Origin of the sequence: Rhizobium sp. M1 (assembly GCF_002531805.1) — a bacterium.
In the GTDB taxonomy this organism is placed as follows: Bacteria; Pseudomonadota; Alphaproteobacteria; order Rhizobiales; family Rhizobiaceae; genus Rhizobium; species Rhizobium etli_C.
Genome location: NZ_NWSW01000010.1, coordinates 47,668 through 63,683, shown reverse-complemented (window position 1 = coordinate 63,683; position 16,016 = coordinate 47,668). Strand labels below are relative to the sequence as shown.

16 protein-coding genes are annotated in these 16,016 nt (G+C 60.8%); all 16 read left to right on the top strand.

Annotated elements, in window-relative coordinates; translation table 11 throughout:
• Window positions 1-70 precede the first annotated feature (70 nt).
• Complete coding sequence (locus tag CO655_RS11275) at window positions 71-1,033, top strand: flagellin (protein WP_097605740.1); 963 nt, start codon at window positions 71-73, stop codon at window positions 1,031-1,033.
• Window positions 1,034-1,234: 201 nt separating this feature from the next.
• Window positions 1,235-1,864: a hypothetical protein gene (locus CO655_RS11270; RefSeq protein WP_097664717.1), complete on the top strand. Its 630-nt coding sequence runs from the start codon at window positions 1,235-1,237 to the stop codon at window positions 1,862-1,864.
• Entirely contained in the window at window positions 1,861-3,180 is a 1,320-nt protein-coding gene (locus CO655_RS11265; protein ID WP_097664715.1) for a MotB family protein, read from the top strand. The genes CO655_RS11270 and CO655_RS11265 overlap by 4 nt, the downstream gene beginning before the upstream one ends.
• A 10-nt stretch (window positions 3,181-3,190) precedes the next feature.
• Window positions 3,191-4,486, top strand: a complete 1,296-nt coding sequence (gene motC, locus CO655_RS11260) for a chemotaxis protein MotC (RefSeq protein WP_097605631.1) — start codon at window positions 3,191-3,193, stop codon at window positions 4,484-4,486.
• Window positions 4,483-5,925: a flagellar hook-length control protein FliK gene (locus tag CO655_RS11255; RefSeq protein WP_097664713.1), complete on the top strand. Its 1,443-nt coding sequence runs from the start codon at window positions 4,483-4,485 to the stop codon at window positions 5,923-5,925. Before motC ends, CO655_RS11255 begins: the two co-directional genes overlap by 4 nt.
• Complete coding sequence (locus CO655_RS11250) at window positions 5,867-6,430, top strand: lytic transglycosylase domain-containing protein (RefSeq protein ID WP_097605629.1); 564 nt, start codon at window positions 5,867-5,869, stop codon at window positions 6,428-6,430. Before CO655_RS11255 ends, CO655_RS11250 begins: the two co-directional genes overlap by 59 nt.
• A gap of 280 nt (window positions 6,431-6,710) precedes the next feature.
• On the top strand, window positions 6,711-7,382 hold the full coding sequence (locus tag CO655_RS11245; RefSeq protein ID WP_097664711.1) for a winged helix-turn-helix domain-containing protein: 672 nt from the start codon (window positions 6,711-6,713) through the stop codon (window positions 7,380-7,382).
• A gap of 124 nt (window positions 7,383-7,506) precedes the next feature.
• On the top strand, window positions 7,507-8,814 hold the full coding sequence (locus CO655_RS11240) for a flagellar hook protein FlgE (RefSeq protein WP_097664709.1): 1,308 nt from the start codon (window positions 7,507-7,509) through the stop codon (window positions 8,812-8,814).
• Window positions 8,815-8,833: 19 nt separating this feature from the next.
• A complete protein-coding gene (gene flgK / locus CO655_RS11235; protein WP_097664708.1) occupies window positions 8,834-10,321 on the top strand; it encodes a flagellar hook-associated protein FlgK in 1,488 nt (495 codons plus the stop codon).
• 3 nt (window positions 10,322-10,324) lie between these two features.
• Window positions 10,325-11,371 (top strand): flagellar hook-associated family protein, encoded by a 1,047-nt coding sequence (locus CO655_RS11230; RefSeq protein WP_097664706.1) that lies wholly within the window; start codon window positions 10,325-10,327, stop codon window positions 11,369-11,371.
• 36 nt (window positions 11,372-11,407) lie between these two features.
• The gene (gene flaF / locus CO655_RS11225; protein WP_010028573.1) at window positions 11,408-11,755 is read left to right on the top strand and encodes a flagellar biosynthesis regulator FlaF; all 348 of its coding nucleotides are present in this window, start codon (window positions 11,408-11,410) and stop codon (window positions 11,753-11,755) included.
• The gene (gene flbT, locus CO655_RS11220) at window positions 11,752-12,201 is read left to right on the top strand and encodes a flagellar biosynthesis repressor FlbT (RefSeq protein WP_012482697.1); all 450 of its coding nucleotides are present in this window, start codon (window positions 11,752-11,754) and stop codon (window positions 12,199-12,201) included. Before flaF ends, flbT begins: the two co-directional genes overlap by 4 nt.
• On the top strand, window positions 12,192-12,626 hold the full coding sequence (flgD, locus tag CO655_RS11215; RefSeq protein ID WP_097664705.1) for a flagellar hook assembly protein FlgD: 435 nt from the start codon (window positions 12,192-12,194) through the stop codon (window positions 12,624-12,626). The genes flbT and flgD overlap by 10 nt, the downstream gene beginning before the upstream one ends.
• A gap of 89 nt (window positions 12,627-12,715) precedes the next feature.
• Complete coding sequence (gene fliQ / locus CO655_RS11210) at window positions 12,716-12,982, top strand: flagellar biosynthesis protein FliQ (RefSeq protein ID WP_009992823.1); 267 nt, start codon at window positions 12,716-12,718, stop codon at window positions 12,980-12,982.
• A gap of 191 nt (window positions 12,983-13,173) precedes the next feature.
• A complete protein-coding gene (gene flhA / locus CO655_RS11205) occupies window positions 13,174-15,261 on the top strand; it encodes a flagellar biosynthesis protein FlhA (protein ID WP_097664704.1) in 2,088 nt (695 codons plus the stop codon).
• On the top strand, window positions 15,258-16,010 hold the full coding sequence (gene fliR, locus CO655_RS11200; RefSeq protein WP_097605625.1) for a flagellar biosynthetic protein FliR: 753 nt from the start codon (window positions 15,258-15,260) through the stop codon (window positions 16,008-16,010). Before flhA ends, fliR begins: the two co-directional genes overlap by 4 nt.
• Window positions 16,011-16,016 lie beyond the last annotated feature (6 nt).

The window sequence follows — 16,016 nt, the reverse complement described above, 5'->3', positions numbered from 1 at the left end:
AGGCATGACGCCACTTCAGTCGCCGCCGGCAACCCGGCCTGCCCTTTCATCTTATTCCGAGACCCTGTCGATGACCGTAAAGATTACCAGCGCGGCCGCGGTGAATGCACTTGCGGTGCTGCGCAGCATCAACAAAGAAGCCAGTCAGACCCAGCAGCAAGTTTCGTCGGGATATCGGATCGAGACGGCGGCCGATGATGCCTCTTACTGGTCGGTCGCGACTGTCATGCGCTCGGACAGCACCAATCTCGGCACGATCGGCGACGCGCTCGGTCTCGGCGCCGCCAAGGTGGATGCGACCTATACGGCGATGACTTCGGCGATCGATCTCGTCACCCAGATTCGCGCCAAGCTCGTTGCGGCAAGAGAGCCCGGCACCGACAAGGACAAGATCAACGCCGAGATCAGCGAATACAAGGACCAGCTGAGGACCGTCGTCGAATCGACGTCCTTTGCCGGGGAAAACTGGCTGCTGAATAGTGACAAGGCGGCGCCGCCGACATGGTCGGTCATTTCGGGCTTCGTGCGCGCTTCGAGCGGCGAATACCAGGCTCAGAGCATCGACTTCCCGTCGTCGCAGACCATCCTCATCGACAAGAACAATGCGAGCGGCGGCCTGTTCACCAAGGCAATTGACGCCCAGGCGATCAACAACAGCGGCACGGGACCGCGGAACTATTACCTGCTGGACGCCGATTCGACGACGCCGGCGACGGGCACGGAAGTCGCGATCAGCAAAAGCACCACCGACGCCCAACTCGCCGACATGCTTGATGTGACCGACTCTCTGCTCTCCTCGCTGACGACGACGGCCGCCTCGATCGGCGTGATGAAGGCGCGTATCGACAATCAGATCGATTACACTGCCGATCTGTCCGATTCGATCGACAAGAGTGTCGGCGCGCTCGTCGATACCGATATGGACGAGGCTTCGATCCGGCAGAAGGCGATCGAAACCCAGAAGCAGATGGCCGTCGAAGCGATTTCGATCCTGAACACGGCTGCAAGCAAGATCCTCATTCTGCTGGAATAGAGCTGGGCGCGATCGTCGATGGCGGCGGCGCCATTCATCCTCGCGCAAGTTTGACTTCCTAGTTTCCGGCATGAAGGCATCGTCCGAAATCATGCCGGCGCAAGGTCAAGCCCTTGTTCGCTGCGAAGGACATGTCGCGCGCAAGGTCATTTTGAACGGGAGGCAGCATGCCGCATGTCTCCCGGATGCTGGATGGTTTCTATGAGCATTTCGCTTTCTCGGTATTTGAAGGATTTCGGCGAACCGAAACCGTCAGCGCCGATCATCGACATCGACGATTTCCCCGGCGATGCTTTTCCCGAAACGCCGGGCGAACCGCCGGTCGATGTCGAGGCGGAGCGTCGCGATGCCTACGCGCAAGGCCATGCTGCGGCGACCGCTGATTTGACCGAGAAATACGAAAGCGAGGCGCGCGCTCTGGCCGAGGTCCATGCGCGCGAGCTGGAAGAGCTGAAGCTTCGCTATGAAGTCGAGGCGGCCGCGGTCATCGCATCCCGCGTCCGCGATATCGCCGAAGAAGTCGCGCAGCTGGTCAGCGCCGGCGCGGCCACGGCCATTGCGCCCGTCATGACGGAAGCGCTTGCGGCCAAGGCTGCTAGAGACCTCGCCGCATTGCTGCGTGACGCGATTCTCGAGGGGGCTGCCGGGCCGATCGTCGTCAGGGGGCCGACCAGGCTCTTCGACATTTTGAAGACCGAGCTCGGTGAACATGCCGCGGCCGTTCGCCACCTCGAGGCCGACGATATCGATCTTGCCGTCGAAATCGGTGAATCCGTCATCGTCACCCGTATGTCCGCCTGGGCGGCCAGCTTGAAGAAAGTTCTCGAATGAGCGAAGGCGAAAACCATCACCACGGCAGGAACGAGATCATCATCGTCAAGCGGCATGGCGGCGGTGATCACGATGGTGCCCATGGCGGTGCGTGGAAAATTGCCTATGCCGACTTCATGACGGCGATGATGGCGTTCTTCCTGGTCATGTGGCTGGTCAACGCCGCCAACGAGGAAACCAAGGCCGCAGTCGCGACCTATTTCAATCCGATCAAGCTCGCCGACGAAAAGCCGACGGAGAAGGGCCTGAAGAAGCCTGTCGACGATGCCGAGGGCGAGGAGAAGAAGGAAAAGTCGAAACAGAAGGAAGACAATCCGACCGAGGGCAAATCCGCCGCGGATGGTGACGACCAGACGTCGACTTCAGGCGACCAGACCAATTATTCCGAAGCCGACTTCTTCGAAAATCCCTATTCGGTTCTCGCCGAGATCGCACAGGAAGTCGGCCAGCAGGCCAATGTCAGCGCCAAGGGCGATGGCGGCGCGGCCGATTCCGGCCCGGCGACTGGCGCCGATGGCGGCGAAGCCTATCGCGATCCCTTCGATCCGGATTTCTGGACGAAGCAGGTCGAAGTGACAACCGCCGGAAAAGCCCTGCCGCCCGGCAAGAGCGAGCAGCAGCCGGCCGAGAACGAGGCGACCGAGGTCGCCAAGGCCGAGGATATGAAGCCGGTGCCTTTGGCGACCGACCAGAAGCCCGCCAAAGACGCCAAGGAGAGCAAGGAAACCAAGGGCGCCGCCGAGACCAAAGAGGCCAAGGCGGACGGCAAGGTGCCTGACGAGAAGAAGGCGGAAGCTCAGACGGACGCCGATCATCAGAAGGATGCCGACAAGAGCGCGGCCGGGACCGAACAGCTGAAGAAGGAAGCGGATGCGCTTCAGGCGCAGATCGCCCAACAGATCGGCGGCGTTGCCGGCAAGCTTGCCGAAGGCCTGACGGTGACGGCGGCCGAAGGCGGCCTGCTGGTCAGCATCTCCGACCAGAACGACGATTCGATGTTCAATATCGGTTCCGCGGTTCCGCGCCAGGAGATGGTGCTCGCCATGGAAAGGATCGGTACGATTCTGAAGGAGAGGGGCGGCGCCGTTGCCATCCGTGGTCATACGGACGGGCGTCAGTACAAGGGCGCGCAGAACGAGAACTGGCGGCTTTCGATGGACCGCGCCCAGAGTGCCTACTACATGCTCGTGCGCGGCGGGCTGGACGAAAAGCGCATCTCGCAGGTCTCTGGTTTCGCCGACCGTCGGTTGAAGCTGCCTGCCGATCCCTTCAACGCGGCCAACCGCCGGATCGAGATCCTGGTGCAGGCGGATTAAGGATAGTCGGATGGCGCGTCGGCAGCATCGTTACGTCGGATTTATGGCCCTCGGCCTGGTGATGCTTTCGCCTGTCGCAGGCAATGCGCAGGATCCGGACGATCTCTCGCCGTACAAGATGCTGCGGTCGCTGCAGTTCGTGCAGGATTCCGTTGTCGCCGGCGATCATTCGGCCGGCGAGATGCAGCGCTTCATGCTGGGCACGATCGACGAGCGGCTGCGCACCGCCGATACGTCGATCTACGACGACGACCGCAATGTCGATGCGGCGCTGATCTATGCGATGAGCGGCGGCAATCCCCAGACACTCGAATATCTGATCGCCCATGACGTCAACGGCTATTTCGACAACCGCGTCACCGACGTGCTGCGCAAATATCTGACCGGCAAAGGGCTCCTCGTCGCCAAGACGCTGGAGGAAACCGCCAGGGAATATCGCGACAAGAAGATCGGTCCCTACCTGGCGCTGATCGGCGGCAACGTGCTGATCGCCACGAAGCCGACAGATGCGCTGGATCTCTACGACCAGGCGCGTCTTGCCGCGCCGGGCACGATCCTCGAGGAGGCGGCTTTGCGGCGTTCCGTTGCCATCTGCGTCGACAAGGGAATGCTCGACAAGGGGCTGGCCTATTCGCAGCGTTATGCTCGCCGTTTCCTGCATTCGCCCTATGCCAGCCAGTTTGCCGATCTGTTCGTCAAGCTCGTCGTCGCCCATGATCGCGACGTGAAACCGCAGGATGTCGTCGACATCCTGTCCTTCATGGATGCGCCGCGCCAGCGTGAGGTCTATCTGCGCATCGCCCGTGCTGCCGCGATATCGGGCAAGCCGGAGCTGGCGCGCATGGCGGTCGACCGTGTGCAGGCGCTTGGCGCAGGCACCGACAACGCCTTCGGCCCGCTCGCCGATTTTTACGGCGGCATGGCCGGCCTTCCCACACAGGATATCGATCAGGCGGCGAAGAATGTCAGCGGCATCGACGGCAATGCACTGTCGCCGCGGGATCAGGCGCTGCAGGCGGCGGCGCGATCCGTCGCCGAGCAGATCCTGCGCGCGCCGGATCCGGCAAGCCTGACGCAAGCCTCCGATCCTAATACTTCTCATCAAGAAATCACTTCTGACAAGGCTGCGGCGATAGCCATGCAAGCGGGAGCGCCAGGCGCGCATCCCGAGCCTGTTCCGGGAGGTGTGGCATCGACTGGCCAGAGCCAGGATACCGACCCCTCATTCAACGCATTTGTGACGACCAGCCGATCCAAGCTCGACGAGATCGATGGTCTTCTGGCGCAGGAAGGCAACGAACAATGATGGATTTGAGCGTCTCGGGCGGAGCCTCTGGTGCGGAGGCGGCCGCGGCCGCGAAATCCGCCAAGGCGGTTGGTAAGGGTGACGCCGCCGGTCAGAAGGGCGACTTCTCCGATGTGCTTGCCAAGGCGAGCGGCAGCGCCGCCAACGACGCGCCCGACGGTGCGGAGCTGGATCAGGGCGCGGTTGCCGATGGCGACGCGGCGAAGGTCGCGCGGACGATCCGCAGCCGCGCCAAACCGTTGATCGATCTCAGCGACGCCGCGCTGAAGGCGCAGGCCGAGGTGCAGCCGGAAACGATCGCCAATGGCGAAAAGACCGCCGCAAAACCTGCAAAGGATCAGCGCAAATTGCCGGCCGATCTCGGCAAGCTCGATGCCAAGGAGCCGCCCGCCGACGAGGCAGGGCAGGTGGTCAAGGGCGTCAAGCACGCCAAGATCGATCTCTCGAAGACAGATGCGGATGCGGACAGCGAGGCCGATGACGGCGGCATTTCCGATGTACTCGGCCTGCTGAAGCAGGAGCCCGCCGGCGTGGCGGTCGCCTTGCCGGCCGCCGCAGCCGCTGCACATCTCGCCGTCGCCAAGGCCGGGGAGGCCGGGCCTGTCGACAAGAAGACCGCGGCCGACGCCAAAACGAGCGGCCACGCATCCGACGCCCTGGCCGCCGTCAGCGGCAAGGTCGAAGACGTCAAGACGGATGAGATCGGGGCTCCAGGTGCGGAGAACGCCGACGCCGCTGACGGCAGAACCTTCCGGCTCAGCCGCGCCGACGGCCGCGGTGTATCGATGGATGTTCACATCGGTGCGGATCAGGCCGGGCGGCAGGACGGCTCGAAGAAGGCCGATGTCGAAAACGTCTCGGTCCTCGAATCGCGCCGCTATATCGGCCTGGCGCAGAATACCAATTCCGCTGCCGTCACCGTAGCCCTCGCCGGCGATTCCGAATGGGCGCGCGCCATGGAGCCGAGTTCGGCGCTTTCCAACGCGGCGGAATGGACGAGCACCGGCAAGGTGGTCAATACGCTGAAGATCCAGATGAACCCGATCGATCTTGGCCTGGTGACGGCGACCATGCGCCTGTCCGGCGACGCCTTGAACGTCGACCTCAAGGTCGAAACCGGCGCAGCCTATCGGCAGCTGAAGGAAGATCACGGCAAGATTCTCGAAGCGCTGCGCAGCCAGGGCTACGCGGTCGACAATATCACCATCAGCATGGCTCCCGTCGAGCGTGCCGACGCCGGCAACCAGGCAGGCAGCCAGGGGCAGGCCTCCCAGCAGCAGTCGCTTGCCCAGCAGGGGCAGGGCGGCGAGGCGCGCGAGCGCCACAATCAGACGGCGCAGCGGACGGATGGAGGCTTCAATGGCGCAGGTGAGACCGGTATTGAAGATGCTTCTGTTGGCGGGGCTCGCAGCAGCAGCGCCGGCGGCGTTTACCTCTGAGGCGGCTGCCTCTACCGGCGCCTGCGAACGCGAAATCCAGTCGGCTGCCGCCAAATACGGGATCCCGGAAGGCATCCTCTATTCGGTCGGTCTGACGGAGACCGGCCGCAAGGGTTCACTTTATCCCTATGCCATGAACGTCGAAGGCAAGGCGATCTTCCCGCCCTCGGAAGAGGACGCGATGAGGCAGTTCGATGTCGCGCGCAGAAGCGGCGCGAAGCTCATCGACATCGGATGCATGCAGATCAACCACTATTATCACAGCGAGAATTTCGCCTCCGCCGAGGATATGTTCGATCCGCATCGCAACGTCGAATATGCGGCGAGGTTCCTCCGCAACCTGCATGACCGCCACGAGACGTGGACCATGGCGGTAGCCAGATACCATGCCGGCCCGAACAACGACCCCGCGCAGAAGCAATATGTCTGCCGCGTCATCGCCAATCTGGTGGCCACGGGGTACGGCAAGTGGACTCCCAATGCGAGTAACTTCTGCCGAAATTAATTCAACCAAAAATAGAAGAGGCATATTGTGACGAAAATGTGTCATAATATGGCAGGATTCCGGCGGGAATTGCATGCGCAAGCCATAATTAAAGGGCCGTTAACTTTTCCACGAAATTTTTGTGTGCATGATTTTGTGTGCCCACTATATATAGATCAAATCGCCACGCAGATCTTAATCAATTATTAATTTCTGCCATTAACTTTAACGAGTTGTCGCCGATTCGTGCGATTCGTACCCATAGATCATCGAAGTGCCACACTGATTCGGAGGCGGACGAATGATCGTAGTGGTTGATGAGCGTGAGCTCGTAAAAGACGGATATACATCTCTGTTTGGCCGGGAGGGCATTCCCTCTACCGGTTTTGATCCATCGGAATTCGGCGACTGGGTGCAGACCGCCGCCGATTCGGATATTGCGGCTGTCGAGGCCTTCCTGATCGGTCAGGGCCAGCGCAGCTTGGAGCTGCCCCGGGCGATCCGGGATCGCTCGATGGCGCCGGTGATCGCGGTCAGCGACCAGCCCTCGCTGGAAAACACGCTTGCGCTTTTCGATTGCGGCGTCGATGACGTGGTGCGCAAGCCGGTCCACCCCCGCGAAATCCTCGCCAGGGCGGCTGCGATCCGACGCCGGCTGAAGGCGATCGCCAACTACACCGATATCGGCGGCATTCGCGTCTTCTCGGATGGTCGCGACCCCGAGATCAACGGCGAAGTCTTCGCACTGCCCCGGCGCGAGCGCCGCATCCTCGAATATTTGATCGCCAATCGCGGTCGCCGGGTCACCAAGACCCAGATCTTCAACGCCATCTACGGCATCTTCGATGAAGAGGTCGAGGAAAACGTCGTCGAAAGCCACATCTCGAAGCTGCGCAAGAAGCTGCGCAAGAAGCTCGGCGTCGATCCGGTCGATTCCAAGCGCTTCCTTGGCTACTGCATCGATTGGACCTGATTTTCTCGGCCGGGTGGCGGCGCCCGGCTGGACCTCGATATTGACCTCGCCTCGCCACGACAGACAGCTTCACGCAAGGCCCGACAAATACTCTCGAGTTTAACAGGTAAAACGAGGTTTTCAGATGAGCATTTTCGGCAGCATGAAGACGGCAGTATCGGGGATGAACGCGCAGGCGAACCGCCTCAGCACCGTCGCCGACAACATCGCCAATGTTAACACGTCCGGCTACAAGGCCGTGTCGACGAGCTTCTCGTCGCTGGTTCTGCCTTCCTCGGGCGGCAACTACAATTCCGGCGGCGTTCAGACCTCGGTCCGCCAGGCCGTCTCCGACCAGGGCGATATTTCCTACACCACATCCACCACCGATCTTGCGATCTCGGGCGACGGCTTCTTCATCGTTCAGGGCGCCGACGGCACGCCGGTCCTGACCCGCGCCGGCGACTTCCAAAAGGACGACGAGGGCAACCTCGTCAATTCCGCCGGTTTCCAACTGATGGGTTATTCCTACGACTCCGGCGCTCCGGCAGTCGTCGTCAACGGTTTTGATGGCCTAGTTCCCGTCAACGTCAACCAGGAAGGCCTGACCGCCATCGCCTCGACATCCGGGGTCTTCAAGGGCAATCTCGATTCCGGCGCCAACGTCGTTGCGACCGCCGCGACGCGGCCGAGCGCCAACCCCGCCACCCCGACAGCCGACACCAAGAAGTTCTCGATGGTCGCCTACGACCATCTGGGCAACAAGGTGATGTACGACTTCTACTTCACAAAAACCTCGGTCGTGACACCGGTGCCGGTCGCCGACGGTGTTACGGCCAGCAGCTGGGAGGTTGCGGTCTTCCGCAACGCCGATGCGGCGGTAGGCGGCACGACCTCCTTCCCATACACCGGCGGTGCCGGCGCCGTTGTGGGCTCCGGAGCGCTCACCTTCGACCGCACCGGCAAGATGCTCACGGGCGGCGCCGTCACGATCGGCGATACGAGGAACGCTCTGTCGATCAGCATGGATCTCTCTGGCTTCACGCAGCTTGGCGCCGACTTTGCCGGCACCGGTACGCCGAACGGCCAGGCTGCGAGCCCGGTCAAGGACGTCACGATCGACGGCGACGGCACCGTCTACGCCAAGTACGAAGATGGCTCCACCAAGCCGCTTTATCGCATTCCGCTGGCAAACGTCGCCAGCCCCGACAAGCTGACGCTGATGAGCGGCAACGTCTACAGCGCCAACGGCCAGTCGGGCGTCACCGTCACCGGCTTCCCGCAGACCAACGGCCTCGGCACGATCAAGTCAGGCGCTCTCGAAGGTTCGAACGTCGACCTCGCCGGCGAACTGACCGAGATGATCGAATCGCAGCGCAGCTATACCGCCAATTCGAAAGTATTCCAGACGGGTTCCGACATCATGGACGTACTCGTCAACCTCAAGAGATAAGTAAGGTAACGGGTAAGCCATGTCGCTCACGTCCGCACTTAATACCGCGCAGAGCATATTCAACAATACCGGCACGCAGAGCAGTGTCGTATCGAACAATATCTCGAATGCCGGCAACAAAGATTACGTGCGCCGGCAGGCAATGCTTACCACGTCCCTGAACGGCGCCCAGGTTGTGCAGATCAACCGGGCGCAGGAAGATGCCCTGCTGCGGCAATATCTCAAGACGTCCTCTCAGGACAGCGCCCAGCAGACCTTGCTGGGCGGTCTCGAGGACCTCAAATCGATCATGGGTGGCAACGACTACGAAACGTCGCCATCCACCTATCTCGGGGTGTTTCAGCAGAAGCTTCAGTCCTTCCGCACCACGCCTGGCAGCACGGTCGCCGCCCAGGGCGCCATTACCGCCGCCCAGGACGTCGCCAACTCGCTGAACAATGCCTCGCAATCCGTCCAGGATGTTCGCGCCAACGCCGACAAAGAAATCGCCACCGCCGTCGATACGCTGAACACGCTGCTCAGCCAGTTCGAAAAGGCCAACAATGCGGTCAAGACTGCCACGGCCTCCGGCACGGACGCATCCGGCGCCCTCGATGAGCGCGAGAAAGTCCTGAAGCAGATTTCGCAGATCGTCGGCGTCAGCGCAACGACGCGCGACAACAACGACATGGTGCTGAGCACGCCCGATGGGACGATCCTCTTCGAGACGATCCCGCGCAAGGTGACGTTCAAGTCCCAGGATGTCTATACCGCCTCCACCGTCGGCAATTCGGTCTATATCGACGGCGTTGCGCTGCCGCTCGGCAAGGGCTCGACCACGACGGGGCAGGGGAGCCTCCAGTCGCTTCTCCAGATCCGCGACGAGATCGCCCCCAACTTCCAGAAGCAGCTCGACGAAATCGCCCGCGGCCTTGTCTCGCTCTTCAAGGAGCAGAATACCGCTGCGCCCCCGGCCTATGTGCCCGGCCTCTTCACGTGGAGCGGAGGCACGATCGATACCGGCGCCACCGCGGTTGCCGGCATGGCCTCGACCATTACGGTCAGCGCCCGCGTGATCACCTCGCAGGGCGGCGACCCGATGCGCCTGCGCGATGGCGGCGTCAACGCCACCGGCGTCGTCCTGAACACGTCAGGCGTCAGCGGTTACACGGCTGAACTCGACCGACTCTATACCGCGATGAGCGCCGACATCGATTTCGATCCGGCAGCCGGAGCGCCGGTCGGTTTCGACGCGACGACGGGCATCGATTCGAATGTCAGCATCATGGAATACGCCACGAATTCCCTCGGCTGGCTCGAGCAGTATCGCAGCAACGCCACGACGGCGGCGGAAAATACCGCGGCGGCGCTGTCGCGCTCCGACGAAGCCTATTCCAATGAGACGGGCGTCAACCTCGACGAGGAGCTGACGCTGCTCCTCGATATCGAGCAGTCCTACAAGGCGGCGACCAAGATTTTGAACGCCGTCGATGAAATGTTGAAGTCATTGCTGGATATCGCGAGTTAAGCCATGAAGAGCTCATTTATTTCAAGTTCGGCCATTCAGAATGCGATGCGGTTGACGATCCGTCAGGCGCAGAACCAGATGACCAAGGCGACGATGGAAGCAACGACGGGAGTCTATGCGGATATCGGTGTCTCGCTCGGCGGCAATGCTGCCAGAAGCGTCGACTTCACCCGCGAGACCGACAGAATAGAGTCGATCAAATCAAGCAATTCGCTCGTCACTGCTCGGATGGAATCCTCGCAGCTCGGTCTGTCCAAGATGAAGGACGTCGGCGATGGCCTCGTTTCGAAGCTGACGGCACTCCAGGGCAGCAAGGACCCCGGCAGCATCACCGTCGCCATTCAGTCGGCGACCAGCGCGTTGTCCACCATGATGGATACGGCCAATACCATGGTGAACGGCGAATATCTGTTCTCCGGCATCAATACCGACGTGCAGCCGCTGACCGACAAGACGACCGCCACGAGTGCGGCCATTGTTACGGCGCTGAACAGTTACGCCGCGGGTATCCCGAAGGCCGTCAGCGATCTCACCGGCGCCGAAATGCAAACCTTCATCACGACGACGGTCGAGCCGATGTTCAGCCAGGCCAATTGGACCAACGCAGCGACCGGATGGTCGCAGGCATCGAGCCAGAACATGACGAGCCGCATCAGCAACTCGGAAGTGATCGAATCCTCGACCAACGCCAATTCCGAAGGCATGCGTTATTTTGCGCTCGCCTCGGTCATGACCTCCGCGTTGCTCGGCCAGAACCTCAGCACGGATGCAATGACGACTGTCTCCAAGCAGGCAATCAGCTACACGGCCAAGGCGACCAGCGGCCTGGTGACACAGGCAAGCCAGCTTGGCCTCTCCCAGGAGCGTGTCAAGAAGTCGAACGACGCACTCGACGCCCAGTCGAACATCATCAAGAACAAGCTGGTCGATCTCCAGGGCGTCGACCCGTACGAGGCCTCGACACTCGTCAAGACTTTGGAAACGCAGCTTGAAACCGCTTACACGATCGTTTCGAAGATCCAGCAGTTGAGTCTCGTAAACTACCTTTGATGAGCAAAGGCGCGCATTATAAAGAAGGATGCATGAATGTATCAGTTCTCATATGCCGAAGTCATGCAGGACTCGGTGGCTGACGCGAAAGAGCGGGAATGGCAGGTTCTTGACCGGTCCATAGAACTGCTGTCGTTGGCGCGCGACAAGGAAAAATACGGTCGGGAAGCCATTGAAGCCCTGTTTTATACGCGTCGGGTGTGGATCAGCTTCATCGAGGATCTGAAACATCCTGATAATCAGCTGGATGTTCAGCTCAGGGCCAATCTCATCTCGATCGCAATCTGGATTTTGAAGGAATGCGACAGGATCAGAAAACGTCTGTCGAATAACTACCAGGGCATCATCGACGTTACCACCATCATCAGGGATGGACTTAAATGAAAAGTACACTTCGCATTTCTCTGAAAGCCGGAGAAAGAATCTTCATCAACGGCGCCGTCCTGCGTGTCGACCGCAAGGTCGCGCTGGAATTCCTGAATGATGTGACGTTCCTTCTCGAAAATCACGTCCTCCAGCCGGAAGGCGCGACGACGCCTCTGCGCCAGCTCTATTTCATCGCGCAGATGATCCTCATCAACCCCGAGGGCAAGGACCACTCGACGGCGATGTTCCGCAAGTCGATCACCATGCTGCTCACCTGCTTCAAGAACGAGGAAATCCTCGCCGAACTGAAGCGTATCGATGCGCTCGTCTCGACCGGCCGTGCTTTCGACGCGTTGAAAGCGATCCGCGGTCTCTACGCGATCGAAGACAATATCCTCAACAACCACGAGCTGCCGCCGACGATGGTCGAGCAGATTCGCAGGGAAATCGCACCATGGCGGTAGATGCAACATCGAGCGTGAGCACGTCGACGACGAGTTCAACGAATTCGGCCCAGAAAAAAGCGACGTTGAATTACGACAATTTCCTTCAGCTGCTCATCGCGCAGATGAAGAACCAGGATCCGACCGATCCGATGGATGCCAGCGAGCAGATGTCGCAGCTGGCAAGCTTCTCGCAGGTTGAGCAGACGATCCAGACGAACACCAAGCTCGATACGCTTCTGTCAAGCTCGAGCCTCACCCAGGCGAGCAGCTACGTCGGCAAATATATGGAAAGCGCCGACGGCACCGTCAAAGGCACCGTCGAATCCGTCAAGGTTTATTCCGACGGCATCATTGCGACGACCACGGATGGCGGTAAGATACTCGTGCAGGCGGGAATCACCGTTGCTGACAAGGCGCCGACCAGCGACAGCAGCGATACCTGATACCGCGGCGCCGACGCGTCGGGTGATACAAATCAACAGCGGCCCGGCTATGGCGGGGCTGCTTCGAGGCGATATGAGGTTGCCTTCAGATGAATGAAGCTGATGCATTGGATCTGTTCCAGGCCGCGATCTGGACCGTCCTGATTGCCGCCGGTCCCGCCGTCATCGCCGCGATGGTGGTGGGTCTCGTCATCGCCCTGATCCAGGCATTGACCCAGGTGCAGGAGGCGACGCTGACCTTCGTGCCGAAGATCGTCGCAGTGCTCATCACGGTCGGCGTCACCGCGCCCTTTGTCGGCTCGCAGATCTCGATTTTCACCAATCTGGTCTTCTCCCGCATTCAATCCGGCTTTTGAGCAATTCCAGCAAAAGTGCGCAGCGGTTTTGCGTCCGGGATTGCGTAGAAACAAAAGGGTAGAGCGGTTCGACGCTTCCATGAAAAGCTGAACCGCTCTCAGCCACCTTCGCGCAAGCTTCGCCATTTAACTGTCGGTCCGAATTGGGCGGACTTCAGGTCCGCCTCCTCTCATGAAGAGACGGAACTGTCATGGCGCAACCACCTGCACTCCCCCTTCCGAAAGTCGCCCCGAGCCTGCGGGATGTCGGTTTTGCCCTCGGCATTATCGGCATCATCTGCATTCTTTTCCTGCCGATCCCGCCATTCCTGATCGACATGGGACTGGCCTTCTCGATCGCCTTCTCGGTGCTGATCCTGATGGTCGCGCTGTGGATCCAAAAGCCGCTCGATTTCTCGTCCTTCCCGACCATTCTGCTGATCGCGACGATGACGCGGTTGGCGCTGAACATCGCGACGACGCGCGTCATCCTGTCCCACGGCAATGAAGGCCACGACGCGGCCGGCGGCGTCATTGCCGGTTTCGCCAGTCTTGTCATGTCCGGTGACTTCGTCATCGGTCTGATCGTCTTCCTGATCCTCATCACCATCAACTTCATCGTCATCACCAAGGGCGCGACGCGTATCGCCGAAGTCGGCGCGCGTTTCACCCTCGATGCCATCCCGGGCAAGCAGATGTCGATCGACGCCGATCTTTCGGCCGGCATCATCGATGAAAGGGAAGCCCAGCGCCGGCGCAGAGAGCTCGAAGAGGAAAGCTCGTTCTTCGGTGCGATGGACGGTGCCTCGAAGTTCGTGCGCGGCGATGCCGTCGCCGGCCTCATCATCACCGCCATCAACGTCTTCGGCGGCATCATCATCGGTTATTTCCGTCATGGCATGCCGATCGGCGAAGCGGCCGACGTCTTCGTCAAGCTCTCCGTCGGCGACGGCCTCGTCTCGCAGATGCCGGCCCTCATCGTCTCGCTCGCTGCCGGCCTGCTCGTCTCGCGCGGCGGCACCACCGGCTCCACCGACCAGGCGGTCGTCAACCAGCTGAGCGGCTATCCCCGCGCGCTCTCCGTCTCGGCGGTGCTGATGTTCGTCCTGGCGCTGATGCCGGGCCTGCCGTTTGTCCCGTTCGTGATCCTCGGCAGTCTTCTCGCCTTCGGCGCCTGGTTCATCCCGCGTCAGGTCGAGGTTGAAAACAAGCTGCGCCGCGAGCAGGAGGAAAAGAAGGTCGTCCAGAACAAGGAATTGGAGAAGGATTCGGTCAAGTCGGTGCTGCGCACCTCCGAGATCGAGCTCGCACTCGGCAAGATGGTCTCGACGCGCCTGCTCGGCGCCCATCAGGAGCTGGCTTTCCGCGTCGGCAAGATGCGCAAGAAGTTCGCCACGCAATACGGTTTCGTCGTGCCCGAGATCAAGGTCACCGACGATATCGCCATCGCCGAGAAATCCTACCAGATCCGCATCCACGGCACGACGGTCGCCTCCAACCTCTTGCGCGTCGGCGAAGTTCTGGTCGTCACCGGCGCCGGCCGGCGCCCGAGCATTCCCGGCGACGAAATCCGCGAACCGGCTTTCGGCATGCCGGCTGTCTCGATCCTCGAAAATTTCGCCGACGATCTGAAGCGCGAGGGCTTCCAGCCGATCGACAACGTCTCCGTCGTGCTCACCCATATGAGCGAGGTCATTCGCAACAACCTGCCGCAGCTTCTGTCCTATAAGGACGTCAAGGTGCTGATCGACCGCCTCGATCCGGAATATAAGAAGCTCGCCGACGAGATCTGCTCGTCGCACATGTCCTATTCGGGCCTGCAGGCGGTGCTCAAGCTCCTGCTTGCCGAGCGCGTTTCGATCCGCAACCTGCATCTCATTCTCGAGGCGGTGGCCGAGCTCGCCCCGCATGTCAGGAAGACCGAGCAGATCGTCGAGCATGTCCGCATCCGCATGGCCCAGCAGCTGTGCGGCGATCTTGCCGACAACGGCGTGCTGCGTGTGCTGAGATTGGGCAGCAAGTGGGATCTCGCCTTCCACCAGGCGCTGAAGCGCGACGCCAAGGGCGAGGTGGTCGAGTTCGACATCGATCCCAGAAGCCTGGAGGAGTTCAGCGAGCAGGCCAGCAAAGTTATCCGTGAGTTTATGGATCGCGGCCTGCCATTCGCCCTTGTCACGTCGCCGGAAACACGCTCCTATGTGCGCATGATCATCGAACGGTTGTTCGCCACGCTGCCGGTCCTGTCGCATGTCGAACTGGCCAAGGGCATCGAGATAAAGATTTTGGGCTCGATTTCATGATAACAGACCCGCAAGGGACCGTTCTCGCGCTGTTTCTGGTTTTCTGCCGGATCGGCGGCTGTGTGCTGGCTCTTCCGGGTTTTTCCTCGGCGCGCGTGCCCGAGCAGCTGCGCGTCTTCATTGCCGGCGCGCTGTCGATCGCCGTCTTGCCGCTGCTCTGGGACACGGTCTATCCGGCTGTCCACACGGGATCTGCAACCTATATCGGCCTGATTTTCAGCGAATCACTGGTCGGCGTGATGTACGGAATGCTGGCGAGAATCTATACGCTCGGCATACAGTTCGCCGCGACGATCATCGCCATGATGGTCGGTTATACCCAGCCGGGCTCCGCCGACGTCATCGAAGACGCGCCGGAGACCAGCCTTTCCGGCTTCATCACCTTTGCCGGCATCATGATTCTGTTCATCATGGATTTCCATCACATCGTCTTCCGCGCGCTGGTCGATTCCTACACGACCATGCCCTTCGGCGGATTGACGCAGATGCGCGCGACGCTGATCTCTTTTACCGACACGCTGGAGCAGACCACCTATATCATGCTGCGGCTGTCGAGCCCCTTTCTGATCTACGGCATGATCTTCAACGTCTCGATCGGCTTCATCAACAAGCTGGCGCCGCAGATCCCGGTCTATTTCATTTCCACGCCCTATCTGCTGATGGGCGGGCTCTTCCTGTTCTATGTCTCGGTCGCGGCGCTGGTCAGCCAGCTCGGCCAGGCCTTCAGTTCGATCTATATCGGGCGATGAGGCTGA

Excerpts from the sequence above, each read along its gene's own strand:
- CO655_RS11275 (WP_097605740.1), top strand. The coding sequence starts at position 71 with ATGACCGTAAAGATTACCAGCGCGGCCGCGGTGAATGCACTTGCGGTG.
- CO655_RS11270 (WP_097664717.1), top strand. The coding sequence starts at position 1,235 with ATGAGCATTTCGCTTTCTCGGTATTTGAAGGATTTCGGCGAACCGAAA.
- CO655_RS11265 (WP_097664715.1), top strand. The coding sequence starts at position 1,861 with ATGAGCGAAGGCGAAAACCATCACCACGGCAGGAACGAGATCATCATC.
- motC (WP_097605631.1), top strand. The coding sequence starts at position 3,191 with ATGGCGCGTCGGCAGCATCGTTACGTCGGATTTATGGCCCTCGGCCTG.
- CO655_RS11255 (WP_097664713.1), top strand. The coding sequence starts at position 4,483 with ATGATGGATTTGAGCGTCTCGGGCGGAGCCTCTGGTGCGGAGGCGGCC.
- CO655_RS11245 (WP_097664711.1), top strand. The coding sequence starts at position 6,711 with ATGATCGTAGTGGTTGATGAGCGTGAGCTCGTAAAAGACGGATATACA.
- CO655_RS11240 (WP_097664709.1), top strand. The coding sequence starts at position 7,507 with ATGAGCATTTTCGGCAGCATGAAGACGGCAGTATCGGGGATGAACGCG.
- flgK (WP_097664708.1), top strand. The coding sequence starts at position 8,834 with ATGTCGCTCACGTCCGCACTTAATACCGCGCAGAGCATATTCAACAAT.
- CO655_RS11230 (WP_097664706.1), top strand. The coding sequence starts at position 10,325 with ATGAAGAGCTCATTTATTTCAAGTTCGGCCATTCAGAATGCGATGCGG.
- flaF (WP_010028573.1), top strand. The coding sequence starts at position 11,408 with ATGTATCAGTTCTCATATGCCGAAGTCATGCAGGACTCGGTGGCTGAC.
- flbT (WP_012482697.1), top strand. The coding sequence starts at position 11,752 with ATGAAAAGTACACTTCGCATTTCTCTGAAAGCCGGAGAAAGAATCTTC.
- flgD (WP_097664705.1), top strand. The coding sequence starts at position 12,192 with ATGGCGGTAGATGCAACATCGAGCGTGAGCACGTCGACGACGAGTTCA.
- fliQ (WP_009992823.1), top strand. The coding sequence starts at position 12,716 with ATGAATGAAGCTGATGCATTGGATCTGTTCCAGGCCGCGATCTGGACC.
- flhA (WP_097664704.1), top strand. The coding sequence starts at position 13,174 with ATGGCGCAACCACCTGCACTCCCCCTTCCGAAAGTCGCCCCGAGCCTG.
- fliR (WP_097605625.1), top strand. The coding sequence starts at position 15,258 with ATGATAACAGACCCGCAAGGGACCGTTCTCGCGCTGTTTCTGGTTTTC.